Source organism: Streptomyces hilarionis (assembly GCF_024539675.1).
GTDB classification, from domain to species: Bacteria; Actinomycetota; Actinomycetes; order Streptomycetales; family Streptomycetaceae; genus Streptomyces; species Streptomyces hilarionis.
On the sequence record NZ_JAHHIT010000013.1, the window covers coordinates 1 to 18,591 of the forward strand.

14 protein-coding genes are annotated in these 18,591 nt (G+C 74.6%); 8 read left to right on the top strand and 6 right to left on the bottom strand.

Features of this window, described 5'->3' with window-relative positions; translation table 11 throughout:
- Nucleotides 1-136: 136 nt before the first annotated feature.
- On the bottom strand, nucleotides 137-895 hold the full coding sequence (locus KMS84_RS04280) for a TIGR03089 family protein (protein ID WP_256914664.1): 759 nt from the start codon (nucleotides 893-895) through the stop codon (nucleotides 137-139).
- 140 nt (nucleotides 896-1,035) lie between these two features.
- Here KMS84_RS04280 and KMS84_RS04285 point away from each other — a divergent pair, with 140 nt between their 5' ends.
- Nucleotides 1,036-2,592: a peptidoglycan recognition protein family protein gene (locus KMS84_RS04285; RefSeq protein WP_256914665.1), complete on the top strand. Its 1,557-nt coding sequence runs from the start codon at nucleotides 1,036-1,038 to the stop codon at nucleotides 2,590-2,592.
- Nucleotides 2,593-2,823: 231 nt separating this feature from the next.
- Nucleotides 2,824-3,906: a mannose-1-phosphate guanylyltransferase gene (manB, locus tag KMS84_RS04290; RefSeq protein ID WP_256914666.1), complete on the top strand. Its 1,083-nt coding sequence runs from the start codon at nucleotides 2,824-2,826 to the stop codon at nucleotides 3,904-3,906.
- Between the two features lie 219 nt (nucleotides 3,907-4,125).
- Here the strand turns inward: manB and KMS84_RS04295 are convergent, their stop codons facing one another.
- The 4 genes from KMS84_RS04295 to KMS84_RS04310 form a co-directional block, all read right to left on the bottom strand.
- Nucleotides 4,126-5,151: a DNA-3-methyladenine glycosylase family protein gene (locus tag KMS84_RS04295; protein WP_256914667.1), complete on the bottom strand. Its 1,026-nt coding sequence runs from the start codon at nucleotides 5,149-5,151 to the stop codon at nucleotides 4,126-4,128.
- A 145-nt stretch (nucleotides 5,152-5,296) separates the two neighbouring features.
- Complete coding sequence (locus KMS84_RS04300) at nucleotides 5,297-6,610, bottom strand: coenzyme F420-0:L-glutamate ligase (RefSeq protein ID WP_256914668.1); 1,314 nt, start codon at nucleotides 6,608-6,610, stop codon at nucleotides 5,297-5,299.
- On the bottom strand, nucleotides 6,607-7,566 hold the full coding sequence (gene cofD, locus KMS84_RS04305) for a 2-phospho-L-lactate transferase (protein WP_256914669.1): 960 nt from the start codon (nucleotides 7,564-7,566) through the stop codon (nucleotides 6,607-6,609). The genes KMS84_RS04300 and cofD overlap by 4 nt, the downstream gene beginning before the upstream one ends.
- Before the next feature lie 166 nt (nucleotides 7,567-7,732).
- Entirely contained in the window at nucleotides 7,733-8,314 is a 582-nt protein-coding gene (locus KMS84_RS04310; protein WP_256914670.1) for a cysteine dioxygenase, read from the bottom strand.
- Nucleotides 8,315-9,045: 731 nt separating this feature from the next.
- Here KMS84_RS04310 and KMS84_RS04315 point away from each other — a divergent pair.
- The 3 genes from KMS84_RS04315 (at nucleotide 9,046) to KMS84_RS04325 (ending at nucleotide 14,845) form a co-directional block, all read left to right on the top strand.
- Nucleotides 9,046-9,315, top strand: coding sequence for a WhiB family transcriptional regulator (locus KMS84_RS04315; protein ID WP_069768511.1), 270 nt, complete (start codon nucleotides 9,046-9,048; stop codon nucleotides 9,313-9,315).
- 242 nt (nucleotides 9,316-9,557) lie between these two features.
- Nucleotides 9,558-13,298 (top strand): glycosyltransferase family 2 protein, encoded by a 3,741-nt coding sequence (locus KMS84_RS04320; protein WP_256914671.1) that lies wholly within the window; start codon nucleotides 9,558-9,560, stop codon nucleotides 13,296-13,298.
- Nucleotides 13,295-14,845 carry a DUF5719 family protein gene (locus KMS84_RS04325; protein WP_256914672.1) on the top strand — a complete coding sequence of 517 codons (1,551 nt, stop codon included), beginning with the start codon at nucleotides 13,295-13,297 and terminating at the stop codon, nucleotides 14,843-14,845. The genes KMS84_RS04320 and KMS84_RS04325 overlap by 4 nt, the downstream gene beginning before the upstream one ends.
- A 128-nt stretch (nucleotides 14,846-14,973) precedes the next feature.
- Here KMS84_RS04325 and KMS84_RS04330 read toward each other — a convergent pair whose 3' ends face one another.
- The gene (locus KMS84_RS04330) at nucleotides 14,974-15,423 is read right to left on the bottom strand and encodes a metallopeptidase family protein (RefSeq protein ID WP_256914675.1); all 450 of its coding nucleotides are present in this window, start codon (nucleotides 15,421-15,423) and stop codon (nucleotides 14,974-14,976) included.
- A 308-nt stretch (nucleotides 15,424-15,731) separates the two neighbouring features.
- On the opposite strand from KMS84_RS04330, the gene KMS84_RS04335 reads away from it, so the two are divergent.
- The 3 genes from KMS84_RS04335 to KMS84_RS04345 all read left to right on the top strand — a co-directional run bounded on the left by KMS84_RS04335 (nucleotide 15,732) and on the right by KMS84_RS04345 (nucleotide 18,570).
- The gene (locus KMS84_RS04335; protein WP_256914673.1) at nucleotides 15,732-16,154 is read left to right on the top strand and encodes a DUF3499 domain-containing protein; all 423 of its coding nucleotides are present in this window, start codon (nucleotides 15,732-15,734) and stop codon (nucleotides 16,152-16,154) included.
- A gap of 568 nt (nucleotides 16,155-16,722) precedes the next feature.
- Nucleotides 16,723-18,087, top strand: a complete 1,365-nt coding sequence (locus tag KMS84_RS04340) for a phosphomannomutase/phosphoglucomutase (RefSeq protein WP_256914674.1) — start codon at nucleotides 16,723-16,725, stop codon at nucleotides 18,085-18,087.
- Nucleotides 18,088-18,399: 312 nt separating this feature from the next.
- Nucleotides 18,400-18,570: a Trm112 family protein gene (locus tag KMS84_RS04345; protein ID WP_190149712.1), complete on the top strand. Its 171-nt coding sequence runs from the start codon at nucleotides 18,400-18,402 to the stop codon at nucleotides 18,568-18,570.
- Nucleotides 18,571-18,591 lie beyond the last annotated feature (21 nt).

Genomic DNA, 18,591 nt, shown 5'->3' on the forward strand with positions numbered 1-18,591 from the left:
GAAGAGGGGGCGGGTCGGGGAAACCGGCAGGGGCTCGTGTCCAGCGGAGAGCGGAGAGCGGAGAGCGGAGAGGGAGAAGGGAGAAGGGGGCGGGCGAGCGCCGGGCCGGGCTCGCCCGGTCGGGCTGCCCCGGGGCCTACCGGGCCGTCGCCGTGACGCGCTCGCTTTCCACCCGGCGGGCCACGGTGTCCTCGTCGGCCTGCGTCAGGTTCCGGCACAGCACCACCGAGCCGCCGCTCGCCAGCGGCGCGTACAGCCCGGCGCTCAGTCCCTCCCAGGTGTCGTACGGCAGCCCCGACAGCAGCCGCGACCCGGGACCGGTCAGCCCCAGCCCCGAGGCCTCGGCCCGCGCCCGCTCCACGATCTCGGCGCTCGTGTACTCGGCCCCGGCCACGATCAGCGCGGGCTCCTCCGGGTCCACCGGGGCGTACGGCGCGAACCGGTCGCCGAAGCCCGGCACGTCCACGGCGTAGTCGTCGTACCCCTGCGGAGGGCCCGGCACGAACCGTCGTCCGAGCGGGGCCAGCGACAGCGCGTACCGCTCGCCCCGGCACGCCAGCCCCGCCTCGAAGAACCCGGGCCCGGCCACGACGAAGTCCGCCCGCGACGGATCCCCGGCCACGTCCGCGACCACCCCGGTCGACGAGCACGCCAGCAGCCACACCGCCGTCTGCCAGTGCGCGGGCAGCAGCAGCGCGACCCGGTCGCCCGGCTCGGCGGACATCCCGTCCCGGAGGAGGTTCGCGGTCTTGGCCACCCAGTTGGCGAAGGTGGCCACGGACAATTCGACCCGCTCGCCCGTGGCATCGTCGTAGAAGGTCACCAGGGGGCGCGCGGGATCCACGGCGAGTGCGGAACGCAGCAGGTCGGCAGGGGTGCGATCGGTGGCAGTCACCCGCAGAAGCGTACGCGCCGCCCACGGCGGCGCACCGGCCGCCGGGCCCTCGTGGAGCCACCGGTTCGGCGGAACGGACGCCGACGGCCCGTCAATTCCCCGATAGACAGATATGTATGACTATGTCCAGGATCGTTGGCATGCGTGGATTGCTTGCTTCCTCGATCGGCGTCACCTGCGCGGCGGCTCTCGCCCTCCCGCTGACGCCGCCCGCCGACGCGGCGACGGTGCGACCTGCACCGGCCGCGGAGGCGGCGTCCGCCGGGACCGCCGGGGCCACGAGCCCCGGCGCCCGGACCACCCCGACCCGCCCCGACCTTCCCGACCTCCCGGGCAGCACCCAGTCGCTGCCGCTCTCCCCCCTCACCGGCGACCGCGCCCTCGGCGGCGTCGCGGGCCAGGGCCTGTCCCGCCGGGACGTGCGCCGCTTCTCCCTCCTCGGCGTCGTCTGGGACGACCCCGCGGCCGAACTCCACGGCCGTGTCCAGGTCCGCACCCGTCCGGCCGGCTCCGACGCCTGGTCCGGCTGGCAGGACGTCGAGACCCACAACGCCGACCACGGCGCCGACCCCGGCACCACCGAGAGCGCCTCGGGCCGGACCCGCGGCGCCACGGCCCCGCTCTGGGTCGGCGACTCCGACGGCGTCGAGGTCCGCGTCCGTCCGCAGACCGAGCGCCGCACCGAGGAGACCGGCCGCGGCGCCCGCACCCTCTCGACCGTCGCCTCGCTCCCCGCCGGCCTGCGCCTGGACCTCGTCGACCCGGGCCGGGCCACGGTCCCGCGGGCCCCCGCGGGGCCGCCGCACAGCCGGGCGCTGTCCCCCATGGCCGACCCGCCGGGCGAACCGGGGGCCTTGGACCCGGCCGGCGCCGACACCCCCGTGGACGACGCCGCGCCGGCCGGGACGACCGAGCTGTCGGCGGACCTGTCCGACGACGTGTCCGCCGAGGCCTTCGCGGCCTCCGCCGCCAACGAGGAGCTCGCCCCGCTCGGCGCCCTGGAGATCCCGGGCCTGGACCGCCCCGCCACCGAACGCGAACTCCTCGCCCTGCGCGGCGGCGAGTTGACGCAGGCCCAGCGGGCCACGCCCTACATCGGCCCCCGACCGAGCATCGTCACCCGGCGCGGCTGGGGCGCCGACGAGAGCCTGCGCGAGAGCGGCTTCCGCTACACGACGAAGGTCAAGGCGGCCTTCGTGCACCACACGGCGTCGGGCAACACCTACACCTGCGCCCAGGCCCCCTCCGTCATCCGCGGCATCTACCGCTACCACGTCAAGAGCATGGGCTGGCGGGACATCGGCTACAACTTCCTCGTCGACAAGTGCGGGAAGATCTACGAGGGCCGTGCCGGGGGAGTGGCGAAGCCGGTCCTCGGCGCCCACACCCTCGGGTTCAACACCAACAGCATGGGGATCGCCGTCCTCGGCACCTTCGGCAGCGCCAAGCCCACCGCCGCGACGGTCGACGCCGTCGCCCGTCTGACGGCGTGGAAGCTCGGCCTCTTCGGCGCGAACCCCAACGGAAAGACATACCTGACGTCCGGGGGTGGCAACCTCTACGGAAAGGGACAGAGCGTACGACTGAACGTGATCTCGGGTCACCGGGACGGGTTCGCCACGGAGTGCCCCGGCAAACAGCTCTACGGCAAGCTCGGCTCGGCCCGTTCGACCGCGGCGCGTTACCAGGGCCGCTGAACCGGTCGCCCGTGTACGGGGGCTCCGGGGCCGCGAAGGCCCCGGAGCCCCCGTCCCTCTGACGGCCGCGGCGCGCATCCGGACGGGGCACATTCCGCGGCCGTCGGAGGGACAGTGCGCCGGGACCGGGACACGACGCCCACGGCCTGGAAGTCGCTGCACAAGGGTCTGCATACACTGGCCGGCCGAATGACAGTTCGGCCGGTCCCGGCAGGAAGCAGAGACGACACGGTGACTGAAGCGATCCTCCTGGTCGGCGGCAAGGGCACCCGGCTGCGCCCGCTCACGGTGCACACGCCCAAACCGATGGTCAGGGCGGCGGGGGTGCCGTTCCTCACGCACCAGCTGGCGCGGGCGCGAGCGGCGGGCGTGGACCACATCGTCCTGGCGACGAGCTATCTGGCCGAGGTCTTCGAGCCGTACTTCGGCGACGGCTCGGCCCTGGGCCTGCACATCGAGTACGTGACGGAGGACGAGCCACTCGGCACGGGCGGCGCGATCCGCAACGTGGCCTCCCGCCTCACCTCCGCACCCGACGACCCGGTCCTGATCTTCAACGGCGACATCCTCACCGGCCTGGACATCGGACGCCTGGTGGCCACCCACGAGACGACGGGGGCGGACGTCTCCCTGCACCTCACGCAGGTGACAGACCCCCGCGCCTACGGCCTGGTCCCCACGGACGGGACGGGCAGGGTCCTGGCGTTCCTGGAGAAGCCGCAGACGCCCGAGGAGATCGTCACCGACCAGATCAACGCGGGCGCGTACGTCTTCCGCCGCTCGGTCATCGACACGATCCCGGCGGGCCGCCCGGTGTCGGTGGAGCGCGAGACGTTCCCCGGCCTCCTCTCGGCCGGGGCGCACCTCCAGGGCATGGTCGACTCGACGTACTGGCTGGACCTCGGCACCCCGGCGGCGTTCGTCCGCGGCTCGGCGGACCTGGTCCTCGGCCGGGCTCCGTCCCCCGCGGTCCCCGGCCGCTGCGGCGACCGCCTGATCCTGCCGACGGCACGGGTCGCCCCCGACGCGAAGCTGACGGGCGGCACGGTGGTCGGCGAGGGCGCGTCGGTGGCGGAGGGCGCGCGGGTGTCCGGCTCGACGATCCTGCCCGGCGCGGTCATCGAACCCGGCGCCGTCATCACCGACTCGCTCATCGGCGCCCGGGCCCGCGTCGGCGAACGCTCCGTCCTCACCGGGACGGTCATCGGCGACGGCGCGGTCGTCGGCGCGGACAACGAACTCCGCGAGGGCGCGCGGGTGTGGTGCGACGCGAGGATCCCGGCGGGCGCGGTCCGCTTCTCGTCGGACCAGTGATCGGACCAGTAGTCCGACCGTCAAAGGGCCCCGACGCGTCCCCGACCCCGGGGGGGGGAGGGCCCCGCCCGGGGTCCTCCCGGACCGGGAGAGGGTCCCGTCCGGGGGTTCCCCGGACCGAGGGAAGGCAGTACCCGGAGTGCTCCCGGCCCGCGGGAATGCGGTGCGCGGGCCGGCGGCGCGGCGGTCGCTCCGTCCGCGCCGCCGCGGCCCGTGTCCTCACAACCGCCCGATGTCCCACCGGGGCATCTTCGGCACCCGCCGGGGCGGCACCCGTCCGCTAAGCAGGATCAGCCGGGCGGCCCGATGCCGCTGCCCCTCCTGCCCCGGCTCCCGGCCCGCGTACGGTTCCAGCAGCTCCAGCATGACGGCGTCGTCGGCGTCCCGGTCCCCGGCCAGTGCCCAGCCGACGATCCCCGGCAGGTGCAGATCGCCCACGGTGACCGCGTCCGCCGCGCCGTGACTGCGCTGCACGGTCTCCGCGGACGTCCAGGGACCGATCCCCGGCAGGACCTCCAGCCGCGCCCGGGCCTCGGCCGGGGACATCCGCACCGTCTCCTCCAGCCGCCCCGCCACGCGCACGGCCCGCAGGATCGTCGACGCCCGCTTGTCGTCGACGCCGGCGCGATGCCACTCCCACGACGGGATCAGCGCCCAGGTCCGCGGCGCCGGCATCACGTACAGGCGTCCGCCCGCCGCGGGCCCCGGCGCCGGCTCCCCGAACCCGCGCACCAGCAGCCGCCAGGCCCGGTACGCCTCGTCGGTGGTGACCTTCTGCTCCAGGACCGAGGGGATCAGCGACTCCAGCACCAGGCCGGTGCGCGTCAGCCGCAGGCCGGGCCGCCGATGCCGGGCGATCGCCACCACCCGGTGCCGGGGCTCGAACGCCTCCGGCGTGTCCGCGGACCCGAGCAGCTCGGGCAACCGCTCCAGCAGCCACTCGGCCCCGGGCCCCCACGCCTCGCCGCGCACCGCCCCGTCGTGGGCGGCGACGCGCAGCGTCCCCGGCCCGGCGGGGGTGAGACTGGCCCGCCACACCGACCCGTCCGGCGTGGTCCGGAACGTCGGATCACCCGGCCCCCGGCGCAGCGGACCGAGCACCAGCCCCAGATCGAGCGGCCCCCCGGGCGCCCAGTCGCGCACCCGCCCGGGCGCCGACGCCTGGCGCGGCACCCCCACGGGCACACCGACATGGCCGCCGCGCACGGTCGTGCGCGTGGGCCGGGGAGAGAAGCGTCCTGCCACGATGGATGTCCCGGGTCCTACGAAAAGGGCTGCTACGAGAGTAGGCGCACCACCGGCCCCACGACTCCCGGTCCGTGACGAGCGTCACGGACACCCCGCGCCGGCCGCGCGGCGCCGCACGGCTCCGCCGCCGACCGCCGTGGCGTCATCGCACCACGACGAAGTCGTCCACCTCCCGCTCCGGACGGGTCCGCGGTTCCTGCGCCGCGTGTCCGACCGCCACCGCGCCCATGGGGTCCCACCCGTCCGGCAGGGCGAGGACCTCCCGCACGACGTCCCGGCAGAACATCGTCGACGACACCCACGCGGACCCCAGCCGCTCACCGGCCAGCGCGACCAGCAGGTTCTGCACGCCGGCCCCGGTCGCGACCACGAACATCTCCCGCTCGGCCGCGTCCCGCCGCGCGTCGCCGTAGGTGTGCGACCCGTCCATCACCAGACACGGCACCACGAGATACGGCGCGTTGCGCAGCACGTCCCCGCGCCGGACCCGCTTGGCGACGGACTCCTCGGACTTCCCGTCCCGCCGCAGATCCGCGATCCACGCGTCCCGCATGGCGTCCAGCAGCCGCAGCCGCGCGTCCGGCGACTCCAGCAGCACGAACCGCCACGGCGTGGTGTGGTGCGGCGCCGGCGCGGTCACGGCCGCGGCCACCGCCCGCCGCACCGCGCCGGGGTCGACCGGCTCGTCGGTGAAGGACCGCACGGTCCGCCGCTGGGTGACCGCCAGCCGCACCGCCTCCGACGTCCCGAGCCGGAACATGTCGTCCCGGGCCCCCCGGACCAGCGCCCGGGCCCCCTCCTCGGCGCCCTCGGCGCCGACCACGTGCCCGAGGCCCCGCACCACGGCCACCGGAAGGCCGGCGGCCTTGCCCTTCACCAGGTCGCCGGCGGCGGCCAGCTCGTCCGCCGTGGCGACGACCGTGGCGCTCAGCGCGTTGCCGTGCGCGTCCGTCTCCCCGCGCAGGTCGTCCAGGACGCGCACTCCGGCGGCGCCGATCGCGACGTCCGTGAGCCCCGCCCGCCAGGGCCGTCCGAAGGTGTCGGTGACGACGACCCCGACGTCGACGCCGAGCGCGTCGCGCAGCCCCTCGCGGATCGCCCGCGCCGACGCGTCGGGGTCCTCGGGCAGCAACAGGACCGTGCCGGCCGGGGTGTTGGAGGCGTCGACCCCGGCCGCGGCCATGACCAGGCCCTGCCGGTTCTCGACGATGCGCAGGGCCCCGCGGCGGGCCACCACCCGGACCGTCTCCGCGTCGATCGCGGCCTCCCGGTCGTCCGCCCGGACGATCCGCCCCTCCGCCTTGGACACGATCTTCGACGTGACCAGCAGCACGTCCCCGTCGGCGAGGGCGGGTTCGGCGGCGGCGATCAGCTTGGCGAGGTCGTCCCCGGGCCGCACCTCGGGCAGCCCGGCCACGGCCCAGACCCGGTAACCGTCGTCCTCGGACCCGCTCACGCGCCCCGCACCTCCTCCGCCAGCCGCAGCGCCTCCCGGGCCATCTGCGCCGTCGCGTCGAGGTCGCTCATCATCAGCGGGACGGCGCGGCAGCGGATCCCGGCCGCCTCCACCCGCTCCACGACGTCCGCGTCCACCGTGTCGACGAGCCAGCCGTCGAGCAGCCCCGAGCCGTAGTGCTCGGCCACCGCCGCCGCCGTCGACTCCACTCCGACCGCCGCGAGCACCTTGTCGGCCATGCCGCGCACCGGAGCGTCCCCGACGATGGGGGACAGGCCCACCACCGGCACCCCGGCCTCGGCGATCGCCTCGCGGATGCCGGGCACGGCGAGGATCGTGCCGACGGAGACCACCGGATTGGACGGCGGGAAGAGCACGACGTCCGCCCGCGCGATCGCCTCCAGCACCCCCGGCGCCGGTTTCGCCTGCTCCGCGCCCACGGGCACGACGGCCTCCGCCGGCACCGAGGCCCGCAGCCGCACCCAGTACTCCTGGAAGTGGACGGCCCGGCGCTCGCCGTCGACCTCGACGGCCACATGGGTCTCGACCCGGTCGTCGGTCATGGGGATCAGCCGCACGCCCGGCTTCCACCGGTCGCACAGCGCCTCGGTCACCGCGCTCAGCGGATACCCGGCGCCGATCATCTGCGTCCGCACGATGTGGGTGGCGAAGTCCCGGTCGCCCAGACCGAACCAGCCGGGTCCCGCGCCGTACGCGGCGAGCTCCTCCTTCAGGTGGAAGGTCTCCTCGGCGCGCCCCCAGCCCTGTTCCTCGTTGATGCCGCCGCCGAGCGTGTACATCACCGTGTCGAGGTCGGGGCAGACCTTCAGTCCGAAGAGATGGATGTCGTCGCCGGTGTTGCCGATGACCGTGACGTCCGCGTCCGGCACGGCCTGCTTCAGACCGCGCAGGAACCGGGCACCGCCGATGCCGCCTGCCAGAACCACAATGCGCATGAGGGCAAGTCTCGCAGGCGGCCCCGACGGCGCGACGGGCGGTTGTGGACAACCGCCCGCCTGTGGACAACCCGTCCACCCGTGGAGGGGACGGCGTCGGGCCGGGAGCCGACCGGCGGCCCGACGCCCTGGCTTTCGCGCCCGGTGCCGCGCAGCGGGCGTGGTGCTAGGCGCCCACGGCTTCGGCGGCGCCGTGCGTCCCGGGAGCCGCGCACGCCATCGAGGCCGCGCCTGCCGCGTGCACCTGCGAGCGCGGGTGCATCGGCATCCGGGTCAGGCCGGGGAAGTAGACGTGCAGGCTCACCGCCGGCTCCAGCGTGTCGTTGACGACCTCGTGCACGTACCCCGGCGCGAAGACCCTCTCCGACTCCCGGCCCCGATCGAGCGGGGACGCCCCCGACGTCCCGGGCCCGAGCACCCGCTCGCCGCCCGCGGTGCGCTCGGTCAGCCGCCCCTCCAGGACCGTGAACACACCGGAGGAGTCGCCGTGGTCGTGCGGTCCGCTGCCCTGACCGGGCACCCAGGACAGCAGCCAGACCTCGTAGCCGGGGCCGCTGCGCAGCAGGTGGTACCAGCGGGACGCCGCGTCGTAGCGGACCAGGGGCTCCCACCCGGCGCGGTCGGCGGCGACGGAGCGGGCCAGGCCGACGAACTCGGCCACGGTGGCCGGGTGCTCGCGCGGCGCCTGAAGGAGGTGGGGGACTTCGAGGATGTCGCCGGCGATCTGGAGGTCGCTGTCGCTGTTCATGGATGCGGGGTTCCTCGGCGGGAGAGGCGGCAAGGGGTGGGGGGCTTGCTGGGTGTCGCGGACCGTCCGCCCGGATCGCGGGCGGGACAGGGGCGCCCTGGTGTGGGCCGGAGGGAGACAGCAGCCGAGTCGCGGTGGACTCAACGGGTGCAGCCGGAGCGCGTTGGGCTCAACAGCTGGAACAGCGACAACAGCTACAGCGAACGAGGGCAGCACCGTGGGACGCGGCGGAGCCGGTCGAGGTGAGTGCCAAGTTCGCGAGCATGCCCATAAGGACACCGGTTCACACCGGCACTGTCAACTCGGCACCCGGTATGTGGGACAGCGTTCACCTCATTCGGTTCATCTGCGAGGTGAAAGGTTTGTGCATGGGGTGACCGGGACACATGGCGCACATGCCGGGCGCGAGCCTCGTGGCGATCCCGTGATCCGACTGTGATCCGGTTCGCTTCCGCGCGCGTGTCGCAACGGGATCGAACCCCCGGGCGTCTCTCTCCGTACAGGCGCTGTGCGGAGAGGAAGCCCGCCGGGGCCTCATCTGCCTGTCAAGGTTTATGCCGATTTGAACACTTACCGCATGGCCTTGGTTCCGCAGAGTGAATAAGGGGCCCAATAGCAGATCTCAGCTTGACTCGCCCGGAGCAGCACACTTGTAATTTCACTCGTGTCGTTCAGCCGCAATCGGTAACGGCCACGTCACGGGGACGCGAAAGACAGAGCGAGGGGCGCACATGACCGAGCTGGTGCAGCAACTGCTGGTCGACGTCGACGACGCGGACGAGGAACTCGGCTGGCAGGAGCGCGCACTGTGCGCCCAGACCGATCCCGAGTCCTTCTTCCCCGAGAAGGGCGGTTCCACCCGCGAGGCGAAGAAGGTCTGCCTCGCCTGCGAGGTCCGCTCCGAATGCCTGGAGTACGCCCTCTCCAACGACGAGAGATTCGGAATCTGGGGCGGCCTGTCGGAGCGGGAACGCCGCAGGCTGAAGAAGGCGGCGGTCTGAGGACCGCCCCCGCCGCACGGACGCGACGACCTGCGTCACGGCGGCACCGCGTCTCGATACCGAGGTGCGTCGAGGCGCCGGCGGGCGCCCGGGTCCGAACGGCCCGTCGCAGGTGGGTTGTCCACAGGCGGCGGGCCGTCGCGCTGCCCAGCCGATAGTGTGGGCGCTCGTCCGAGACGCTTCTCCGCCCCCACGCGGCGCAGGCGTCCACCGCAGTCCAGCGAACCGGGGCCCGTACCTCGATGTCCGTGCACAGCCACACGGCAGCCCATCAAGACGGCGCTGCCACACCTGAGTTCCCGCGTCATGTCGTGACCGCGGTGATCGTCTCCCACGACGGCGCCCGCTGGCTGCCCGACGCGCTCGCCGGCCTGCTCGGCCAGGAACGCCCCGTCCAGTCCGTGGTGGCCGCCGACACCGGCAGCTCGGACGACTCCGCGCGGCTCGTCACCGAGGCCCTCGGCGACGACCGGGTGCTGCACCTCGCCCGCCGCACCGGCTTCGGCCAGGCCGTCGAGGAGGCCAACCGCACGGCCCCCGTCCTCACCCCCGACGAACTGCCGTACCTCAAGCGCCCCAGCGGCTGGGACCCCGTCACGCGCACATGGCGCGACGACGCCTACGACCTGCCGGAACTCCCGCACGGAGAGCCCGTCCAGTGGCTGTGGCTGCTGCACGACGACAGCGCCCCCGAACCGGACGCGCTCGCGGAACTGCTGCGCGTCGTGGACAACGAACTCGAACTGGGCCGTGACGACGTCGCCGTCGTCGGCCCCAAGCTCCGCGGCTGGTACGACCGCCGCCAGCTCCTCGAGGTCGGCGTCACCATCGCCCACTCGGGCCGCCGCTGGACCGGCCTGGACCGCCGCGAACAGGACCAGGGCCAGCACGACCACGTCCGGTCCGTGCTGTCGGTGTCCACCGCCGGCATGCTGATCCGCCGCGACGTCTTCGAGCAGCTCGGCGGATTCGACCGCCGGCTGCCCCTGATGCGCGACGACGTCGACCTGTGCTGGCGCGCCCAGGCCGCGGGCCACCGCGTCCTCGTCGCCCCCGACGCCGTCGTACGGCACGCGGAAGCCGCCTCCCGCGAGCGCCGCGCCGTCGACTGCGCGGGCCGCACCGCCGCCTCCCCCCACAAGGTCGACAAAGCCGGCGCCGTCTACACCCTCCTCGTCAACAGCCGCACCGCGCTGCTGCCCTGGATCCTGGTCCGCCTCATCCTCGGCACCCTGCTGCGCACCGTCGCCAACCTCGTCGGCAAGGTCCCCGGACAGGCCCTCGACGAGATCCGCGGCCTGCTCAGCACCCTGCTGCGCCCCGAGCGGATCATCGCCGGGCGGCGCAGGCGCGGAAAACCGACGATCGACAAGGGCGAACTGCGCGCCCTGTTCCCGCCGCCCGGAGCGACCGTACGGGCCACCGTCGAACAGGCCGTCGGCGACTACTTCGGCTCCTCCGACCCCGACGCCGTCTCCGGAGCGGGCCGGCACGGCGGCGCCGTCGAGTCCGGACCCGGCGGCGACGACGCCGACTTCCTGGAGATCGAGCAGTTCGCGCGGCTCAAGCGCATCGCCCGCAAGCCCGGCCCGGTGCTCTTCCTCGTCCTGCTGCTCGTCTCCCTCGTCGCCTGCCGCGGACTGCTGGGCGGCGGCGCGCTCGCGGGCGGCGCCCTGCTGCCCGCCCCGGCCGACGCCTCCGAACTGTGGTCCCGCTACGCGGACGCCTGGCATCCCGTCGGCGTGGGCGGCACCCCCTCGGCCCCGCCCTACCTCGCGATCATCGCGACGCTGGCCACCCTGCTGCTGGGCTCGACCGGCCTGGCCCTGACCCTGCTGCTCGTCTGCTCGGTCCCGTTGGCCGGCTTCACCGCCTACTTCGCCTCCCGGCCGCTCGTCGAGTCCCGCCTGCTGCGCGCGTGGGCCGCCGTCGTCTACGCCTTCCTGCCCGCCGCGACCGGCGCCCTCGCCGGCGGCCGCGTCGGCACCGCCGTCCTCGCCGTGCTGCTGCCGCTCATCGCCCGCGCGGGCATCGCCGCCGCCGGCCTGACACGGCGTTCCGGAGCCCGCGGCAGCTGGCGCGCCACCTGGGCGTACACCCTGCTGCTGACGATCACCACCGCGTTCACCCCGATCGTCTGGCCCATCGCGCTCGTCCTCGGCCTGGCGGTCCTGGCCGTGCGCCGCCGCGACCTCGTCGCCTACGGCCCGCGCTTCCTCGCCCAGCTCGGCACCCCCCTGCTCGTCCTCGCGCCCTGGTCGCTGTCCCTGCTGCCCTTCGGGTTCTTCACCCAGGCCGGCCTCGACTACGGCCCCTCGACCGCCACCGCGCTCGACCTGCTCGGCGCGAGCCCCGGCGGCCCCGGCACGGTCGACGGCCTCATGCTCATCGGCGTCGTGCTCGCCGCCCTGGCCGCCCTGCTGCGCACCGAACGCCACTTCGGCGTCTGGGCGGCCTGGGCCGTCGCCCTGGTGGGCCTCGTCTTCGCGGTGCTGTCCAACAGCTCCACCTGGGCCGGCCCCGCCACCCTCGTCTACGGCATCGCGCTCCTCGCCGCGGCCGTCATCGGCGCCGACGGGGCACGCACGCGTGTCGCCGAGCAGAGCTTCGGCTGGCGCCAGCCGGTCGCCGCGCTCATCGCCTTCGCCTCCGCCGCGGGCCCCCTGCTCGTCGCCGCCGGCTGGATGATCGGCGGCGCCGACGGCCCGCTGGAGCGCCGCGACCCCGTCCAGGTCCCCGCGTTCGTCGCCGAGGAGGCGGGCGACCGCGACCAGGCCCGCACGCTCGTCCTCGACAGCGACGACTCCCGTGTCGGCTACATGCTGGTCCGCGGCTCCGGCGCCCGGCTCGGCGACGCCGAACTCGCCGCCGCCGACGGCGAGAACAAGCAGCTCGACAAGGTCGTCGCCAACCTCGTCGCCGGCTCCGGCGCCGACCAGGCCGACCAGCTCGGCAAGTTCGCCGTGGGATACGTCCTCGTCCACAAGGGCGCGCCCCGCGAGGCCACCCGCGTCCTGGACGCCACTCCCGGCCTGAAGCGGCTCAGCCAGCAGGACGGCAGCGCCCTGTGGCGGGTCGACCAGGAGGTCTCCCGCGCGGCCGTCGTCGCCGACGCGGGCAAGGGCGCGGCGACCCCGGTCGCCGCGGGCCCGGTCGACATCCACACCACGGTCCCCGACGGCTCCGGCGGTCGCGTGCTGCGCCTGGCCGACGCCGCCGCCGAGGGCTGGACCGCCACCCTCGACGGCAAGACCCTCACCCCGACCACCGTCGACGGGTGGGCCCAGGGCTTCGAACTCCCCGCCTCCGGCGGCAAGCTGGACGTCACCTACGACGACCCGTTCACCCACACCGCCTGGCTGTGGGCGCAGGGCCTGCTCGCCCTCGTCCTGGTCGTCCTGGCCCTCCCGGGCCGCCGCCGTGACGTCGACGACGACCTCCCCGAGGAGGAGCCGCTCCCCGCCCAGGCCGCCGACGGCGAGGGCCGCCGCGCCCGCCGCCTGCGCGCCCAGGCCGAGGCGGAGGCGGAGGCAGGCACGGACGCCGACCCCGACCCCGACCCCCGGGAACCCGGCCACCACGACGACGGGTTCCCCGCCCCCGCGCAGGAACAGCCACCCGTCCCCGTCCCGCAGCAACAGCCCTACGCCGACTGGGACCAGCAGGCCTACGCGGGCGCCGAACACGGCGGCTACCCCGGCGAGCAGTACCAGGGCGGCCCCTACGAGGGCGGCCGGCCGTACCAGCAGGGCGGCTACGACCAACAGGCCTACGACCAGCAGGCCTACGACCCCTACCAGGCCGGCCAGTACGACCCGTACGCCTACGACGGCCAGGCGCAGCAGGCGCCCTACGACCAGACCTACCAGCAGCAGGGCTACGACCCGTCCGGCTACGGCCAGGGCGGCTACGACCCCGCCTACGACCCGGACCGGCACCCCCGCGGCGCCGACGACGAGCGTCCCGACGGGAGCCGGCAGTGAACCGCACCACCCTGTCCCTGATCGCCGGCACGGCCGCGCTGGCCGCCGTCACGGGGTTCGCCACGCTCAACGAACCGGACGCCTCCGGCGCGGACTCCGCCCGGGCGGCCGCCGAACTGCCCGTGGAGCGCACGAGCCTGCTCTGCCCCGCGCCCAGCACCTCCGACCTCGCCGAGACGTCGTACACGTCCTTCACGCCCGTCACCAAGGGCACGGGCGACGACGGCAGGGCCGAACTCGCCCCCGCCACGGAGGAGTCGGCGGAGCCGGCGAGCGGGAAGCCGACCGGCAAGGCGGACGCGAAGACGGACGGCAAAGCGAGCGGCAAGACGGACGGCAAGAAGAAGGCGCCCGCGAAGCCCGTGCTCACCCCCAAGGCGCCCGGCGCACCGGCCGTCGGCGCCACCACGGGCGGTGACACGGCCGCGCTCCTGGGCACCGCGGAGGGCAGGTTCGCGCCCGGCTGGACCGTCCAGGAGACCACGGAGGTCCCCGCCGGCAGCGGCCGCGGCCTCCAGGGCCTCGCCTGCTCCGCACCCGACACGGACTTCTGGTTCCCGGGCGCCAGCACCGCCGCCGACCGCACCGACTACGTCCACCTCACCAACCCCGACGACTCCGCCGCCGTCGTCGACATCGAGCTCTACGGCAAGGACGGCGCCCTCACGACTACGGTGGGGGAGGACCTGACCGTCCCCGCCCACTCCAGCGAGCCGATCCTGCTGTCCACGCTCACCGGCGAGAAGCAGGCGGACCTCACCGTGCACGTCAACGTCCGCAGCGGCCGCCTCGGGGCCGCCGTGCAGGCCCTGGACGCGAAGCTCGGCGGGGACTGGCTGACCGCCGCCACCGACCCCGCGCCCACCCAGGTCGTCCCGGGCATCCCCAAGGACGCGACGAACGTCCGCCTCGTCGCCTACGCCCCCGGTGACGCCGACGCCGACCTCAAGGTCCAACTCGCCTCCCCCTCAGGTCTGATCACCCCCGCGGGGCACGAGACCCTGCACGTCAAGGCGGGCCGGACGATCTCGGTCGACCTGGGCGACGTCACGCGCGGGGAAGCCGGATCCCTGGTCCTGACCCCCACGGACCGATCGGTCCCGGTCGTCGCCGCCGTCCGGGTGCTGCGCGGCAAGGGCGACGACCAGGAGTCGGCGTTCATCCCCGCCACCGCGCCGGTCGGCGCGCGCGCGTCCGCCGCCGGCAACAGTGCCAAGGGCGCCACCCTCTCCCTGACCGCTCCCCGGGGCAACGCCCAGGTCAAGGTCACCGCGTCGGCGGGCAGCGGCGGCGGAACGGCCGTCTCCAAGACGTACACGGTCCGGTCCGGCACCACCCAGGACGTCGAACTCCCGGTCCCCGCGGGCCTGAAGGGCACCTACGCCCTCACCGTGGAATCCCTCACGGCCACCCCTGTCTACGCCTCCCGCACCCTGACGTCGACCCAGGAGGGCGTCCCGGGCTTCACCGTCCAGACCCTGCCGGACGACCGCGGAACGGTGTCCGTGCCGCAGGCCGACGAGGACGTCGCGGTACTCCAGAAGTAACCGGGAGCGGAAGCGACTCGGGGCAGAGCAACCAGGAACGCAGGCAACCAGGAACGCAGGCAGGCCGGAACGGCCGTCGACGCCCCCGCGACCGGGGGGCGTGCGGAGGCGGCTCTCCGGCCTCGCGTTCAGTCCTCGCCGTAGCGCGGGTCCACCGTCTCCGGAGTCAGCCCGAGCAGCTCCGCGACCTGCTCCACGACCACCTCGTGCACCAGCGCGGCACGCTCGTCGCGCCCCTTGGTGCGGATCTCGACGGGCCGCCGGTAGACGACGACCCGCGCCCGCCGGCCGTCCCGCGCGGCCATCGTCCCGCCCAACGGGACGGCCTCGTCGTTCCACGGCTCCGAAGCCGCGTCCAGCCGAGGCACCTCCAGCACCATGAAGTCGATGTCGGCGAGCTGCGGCCACCGCCGCTCCAGACGTTCGACGGAGTCCTGCACGAGATCCGCGAACACGTCGGCACGGCTGGCCGCCAACGGCACCTGCGGCGGCGCGATCGGCCCCCGCATGCCCCGGCCGTGGCGATCACGACGGCGGGGACCTGGGCCTGCGGCGGGGGGCGGTACGGGGCTGTCCATCACTACTGAAGCGTAGTCCCCGCCGCTCCCCGGCGCCGGTCCCCACACGCCTTCCCGGCCGGCACGGCCCCCGGACCGCCGGGCCCCTGCTCAGCCATGTCGCGGGACGACCGTTCCAGCCAAGCTTGGGCTCGATTACGTATCTCCGCGCGTGCGACGAACTCACGGCGAATGATGCGGTTTGTGTCGAGTGATGACGGCCCCGCGACGGCCACTTCGGCTTAAGGGCTGGTGTTCGCGCAGGTCAGCGGGGTATGACTGGAGTGGCCCGAGGGGCGTTTCACAACACGACACGGTGGAGTGACCTGGTGGAGAGTCGTCGCGGCCCGCTCAAGAGTGCGGTACCGTCCAACGTCGTGAGCCCTGTACGTCGCTGTTCGCGCACCGCCTGCGGCCGACCCGCCGTCGCGACGCTGACGTACGTCTACGCCGACTCGACCGCGGTCCTCGGCCCGCTCGCCACCTACGCCGAACCCCACTGCTACGACCTGTGCGCCGAGCACTCCGAACGCCTCACCGCCCCGCGCGGCTGGGAAGTCGTCCGGCTCCTGGACGGGTCGGCGCCCGCCCGCCCCAGCGGGGACGACCTGGAAGCGCTGGCGAACGCCGTCCGTGAGGCGGCCCGCCCGCAGGAGCGCGCGGCCGGAGCCGGCGGCGCGGGCCGCGGAGCGGACCCGATGGAGGTCGCCCGGCGCGGCCACCTGCGCGTGCTGCGCTCGCCGGAAAACTGAGCCGGTTCTCGACCCGCGCTCGCCTCGACCCGCGCTCGCCTCGACCGGCGCTCGCCTCGACCCGCGCTCGCCTCGACCGGCGCTCGCCTCGACCCGCGCTCGCCTCGACCCGCGCTCGCCTCGGCCGGCGCGAAGCCTGGGCGCGCACCGGCCGTCGACCTCCCGGCCCGGGAGCCCCGCAGCGCCGCTCCCGTCCGCCCGCTGACCCCACAATCGCTGTCGCCCGCTGCCCAATGCCGCGCACCGGCCCACGAGTTCCACCCCCGCCCGGCGAACCGACCACCTCCGAAGCCCGGTTCGCCCTCCCCGCGCCCGCCTCCCCACGTCACCCGGCCGCCTCCCCGTCCCCGCGCCGCACAACTCACTTCCGCCCGCACGGCCTTGACGTGGCCGCAGGGACCAGCCGTCCACCCGCACGCGCGCGTGCCCCGCAGACCGGCCCCGCGCACCCCGGCGCCCCAGGTCGCCGGCGCGACCGCCCTCGCGCGGCTCCCCGGCGGCCCGACGGCGGACGGCGAACCCCTCCGGGTAGTTTGTGGTGACCTACAGGACTTCAGGAAGGTTGGCCGTGGCTGCTGATCTGTCACAGATCGTGAAGGCGTACGACGTGCGCGGAGTGGTCCCGGACCAGTGGGACGAGTCGCTGGCCGAACTCTTCGGGGCGGCCTTCGCCCAGGTGACCGACGCCGAGGCGATCGTCGTGGGCCACGACATGCGGCCCTCCTCCCCGGGCCTCAGCAACGCCTTCGCACGCGGCGCGGCAGCCCTCGGCGTCCACGTCACCCGGATCGGCCTGTGCTCCACGGACCAGCTGTACTACGCGTCGGGCGCGCTGAACCTGCCCGGAGCGATGTTCACCGCCTCGCACAACCCGGCCCGCTACAACGGCATCAAGCTGTGCCGCGCCGGCGCGGCCCCGGTCGGCCAGGACACCGGCCTGACCCAGATCCGCGAACTGGTCGAGAAGTGGTCGCAGACGGGCGGACCCGAACCCGCGTCCCGGCCGGGAACCGTCTCCGAGGCCGACACGTTGAAGGACTACGCGGCACACCTGCGCGCGCTCGTCGACCTGACCTCCCTCCGCCCGCTCAAGGTCGTGGTCGACGCGGGCAACGGCATGGGCGGCCACACCGTCCCCACGGTCCTCGACGGCCTTCCCCTGTCCGTCGTCCCCCTGTACTTCGAACTGGACGGCACCTTCCCCAACCACGAGGCCAACCCGCTGGACCCGGCCAACCTCGTCGACCTCCAGAAGCGGGTCCGCGAGGAGGGCGCCGACCTCGGCCTCGCCTTCGACGGCGACGCCGACCGCTGCTTCGTCGTCGACGAGCGGGGCGAGCCCGTCTCCCCCTCCGCGATCACGGCCCTCGTGGCCGTCCGCGAACTCGCCCGCAACGGCGGCCGCGGCACGGTCATCCACAACCTGATCACCTCCCGCACCGTCCCCGAGGTCGTCCGCGAGCACGGCGGCACCCCCGTGCGCACCCGCGTGGGCCACTCCTTCATCAAGGCCGAGATGGCCCGCTCCGGCGCGATCTTCGGCGGCGAACACTCCGCGCACTACTACTTCAAGGACTTCTGGAACGCCGACACCGGCATGCTCGCCGCCCTCCACGTCCTCGCGGCCCTCGGCGGTCAGGGCGGCCCGCTGTCCCGCCTCGTCGCCGAGTACGACCGCTACAGCGGTTCCGGCGAGATCAACTCCACCGTCGCCGACCAGGCCGACCGCGTCGCCGCGATCAGGGCGGCCTACGGCGACCGCGACGGCGTCACCCTGGACGAACTCGACGGCCTGACCGTCTCCTGCGCCGACTGGTGGTTCAACGTCCGCCCCTCCAACACCGAACCCCTCCTGCGCCTCAACGCCGAAGCCCGGGACGAGCAGACGATGACCCGGATCCGGGACGAGGCCCTGGCGATCATCAGGGCCTGAGCCCTCCGGGGGTCCGGCGGCCGGCGCCCCCGCCCACCAGGCCCGGAGCCCGGCCCGGATCCCTCCCCGCAACCCCGCGACCCGGTCGCGAGCGGCGCGGAAGCCGGACGGCCCGTCCGCGTCGGCGGCGCGGACGCGCCCCCGCCACGGCCACCCGTGCGGGGGACGGCCGCCGGGCCGCCCCCGCCCCCTCGCACCGCATCCCGCAGGACCCCCACGCCCCACCCTCACCGGCGGTACCCTGACCAGGCACTACCGCACACCCCAGCACCCCTGTCCGGACGCACCCCGGCCCACCCGAAGGGACACCCCATGCCGCTCGAAGCCGGCCTCCTGGAGATCCTCGCCTGCCCCGCCTGCCACGCGCCCCTCAAGGAGCAGGACACCGAGCTGATCTGCACGGGCCAGGACTGCGGCCTGGCGTATCCCGTCCGCGACGGCATCCCCGTCCTCCTCGTCGACGAGGCCCGCCACCCCGCGTGACCCCGCGCCGCGCCCCATCCG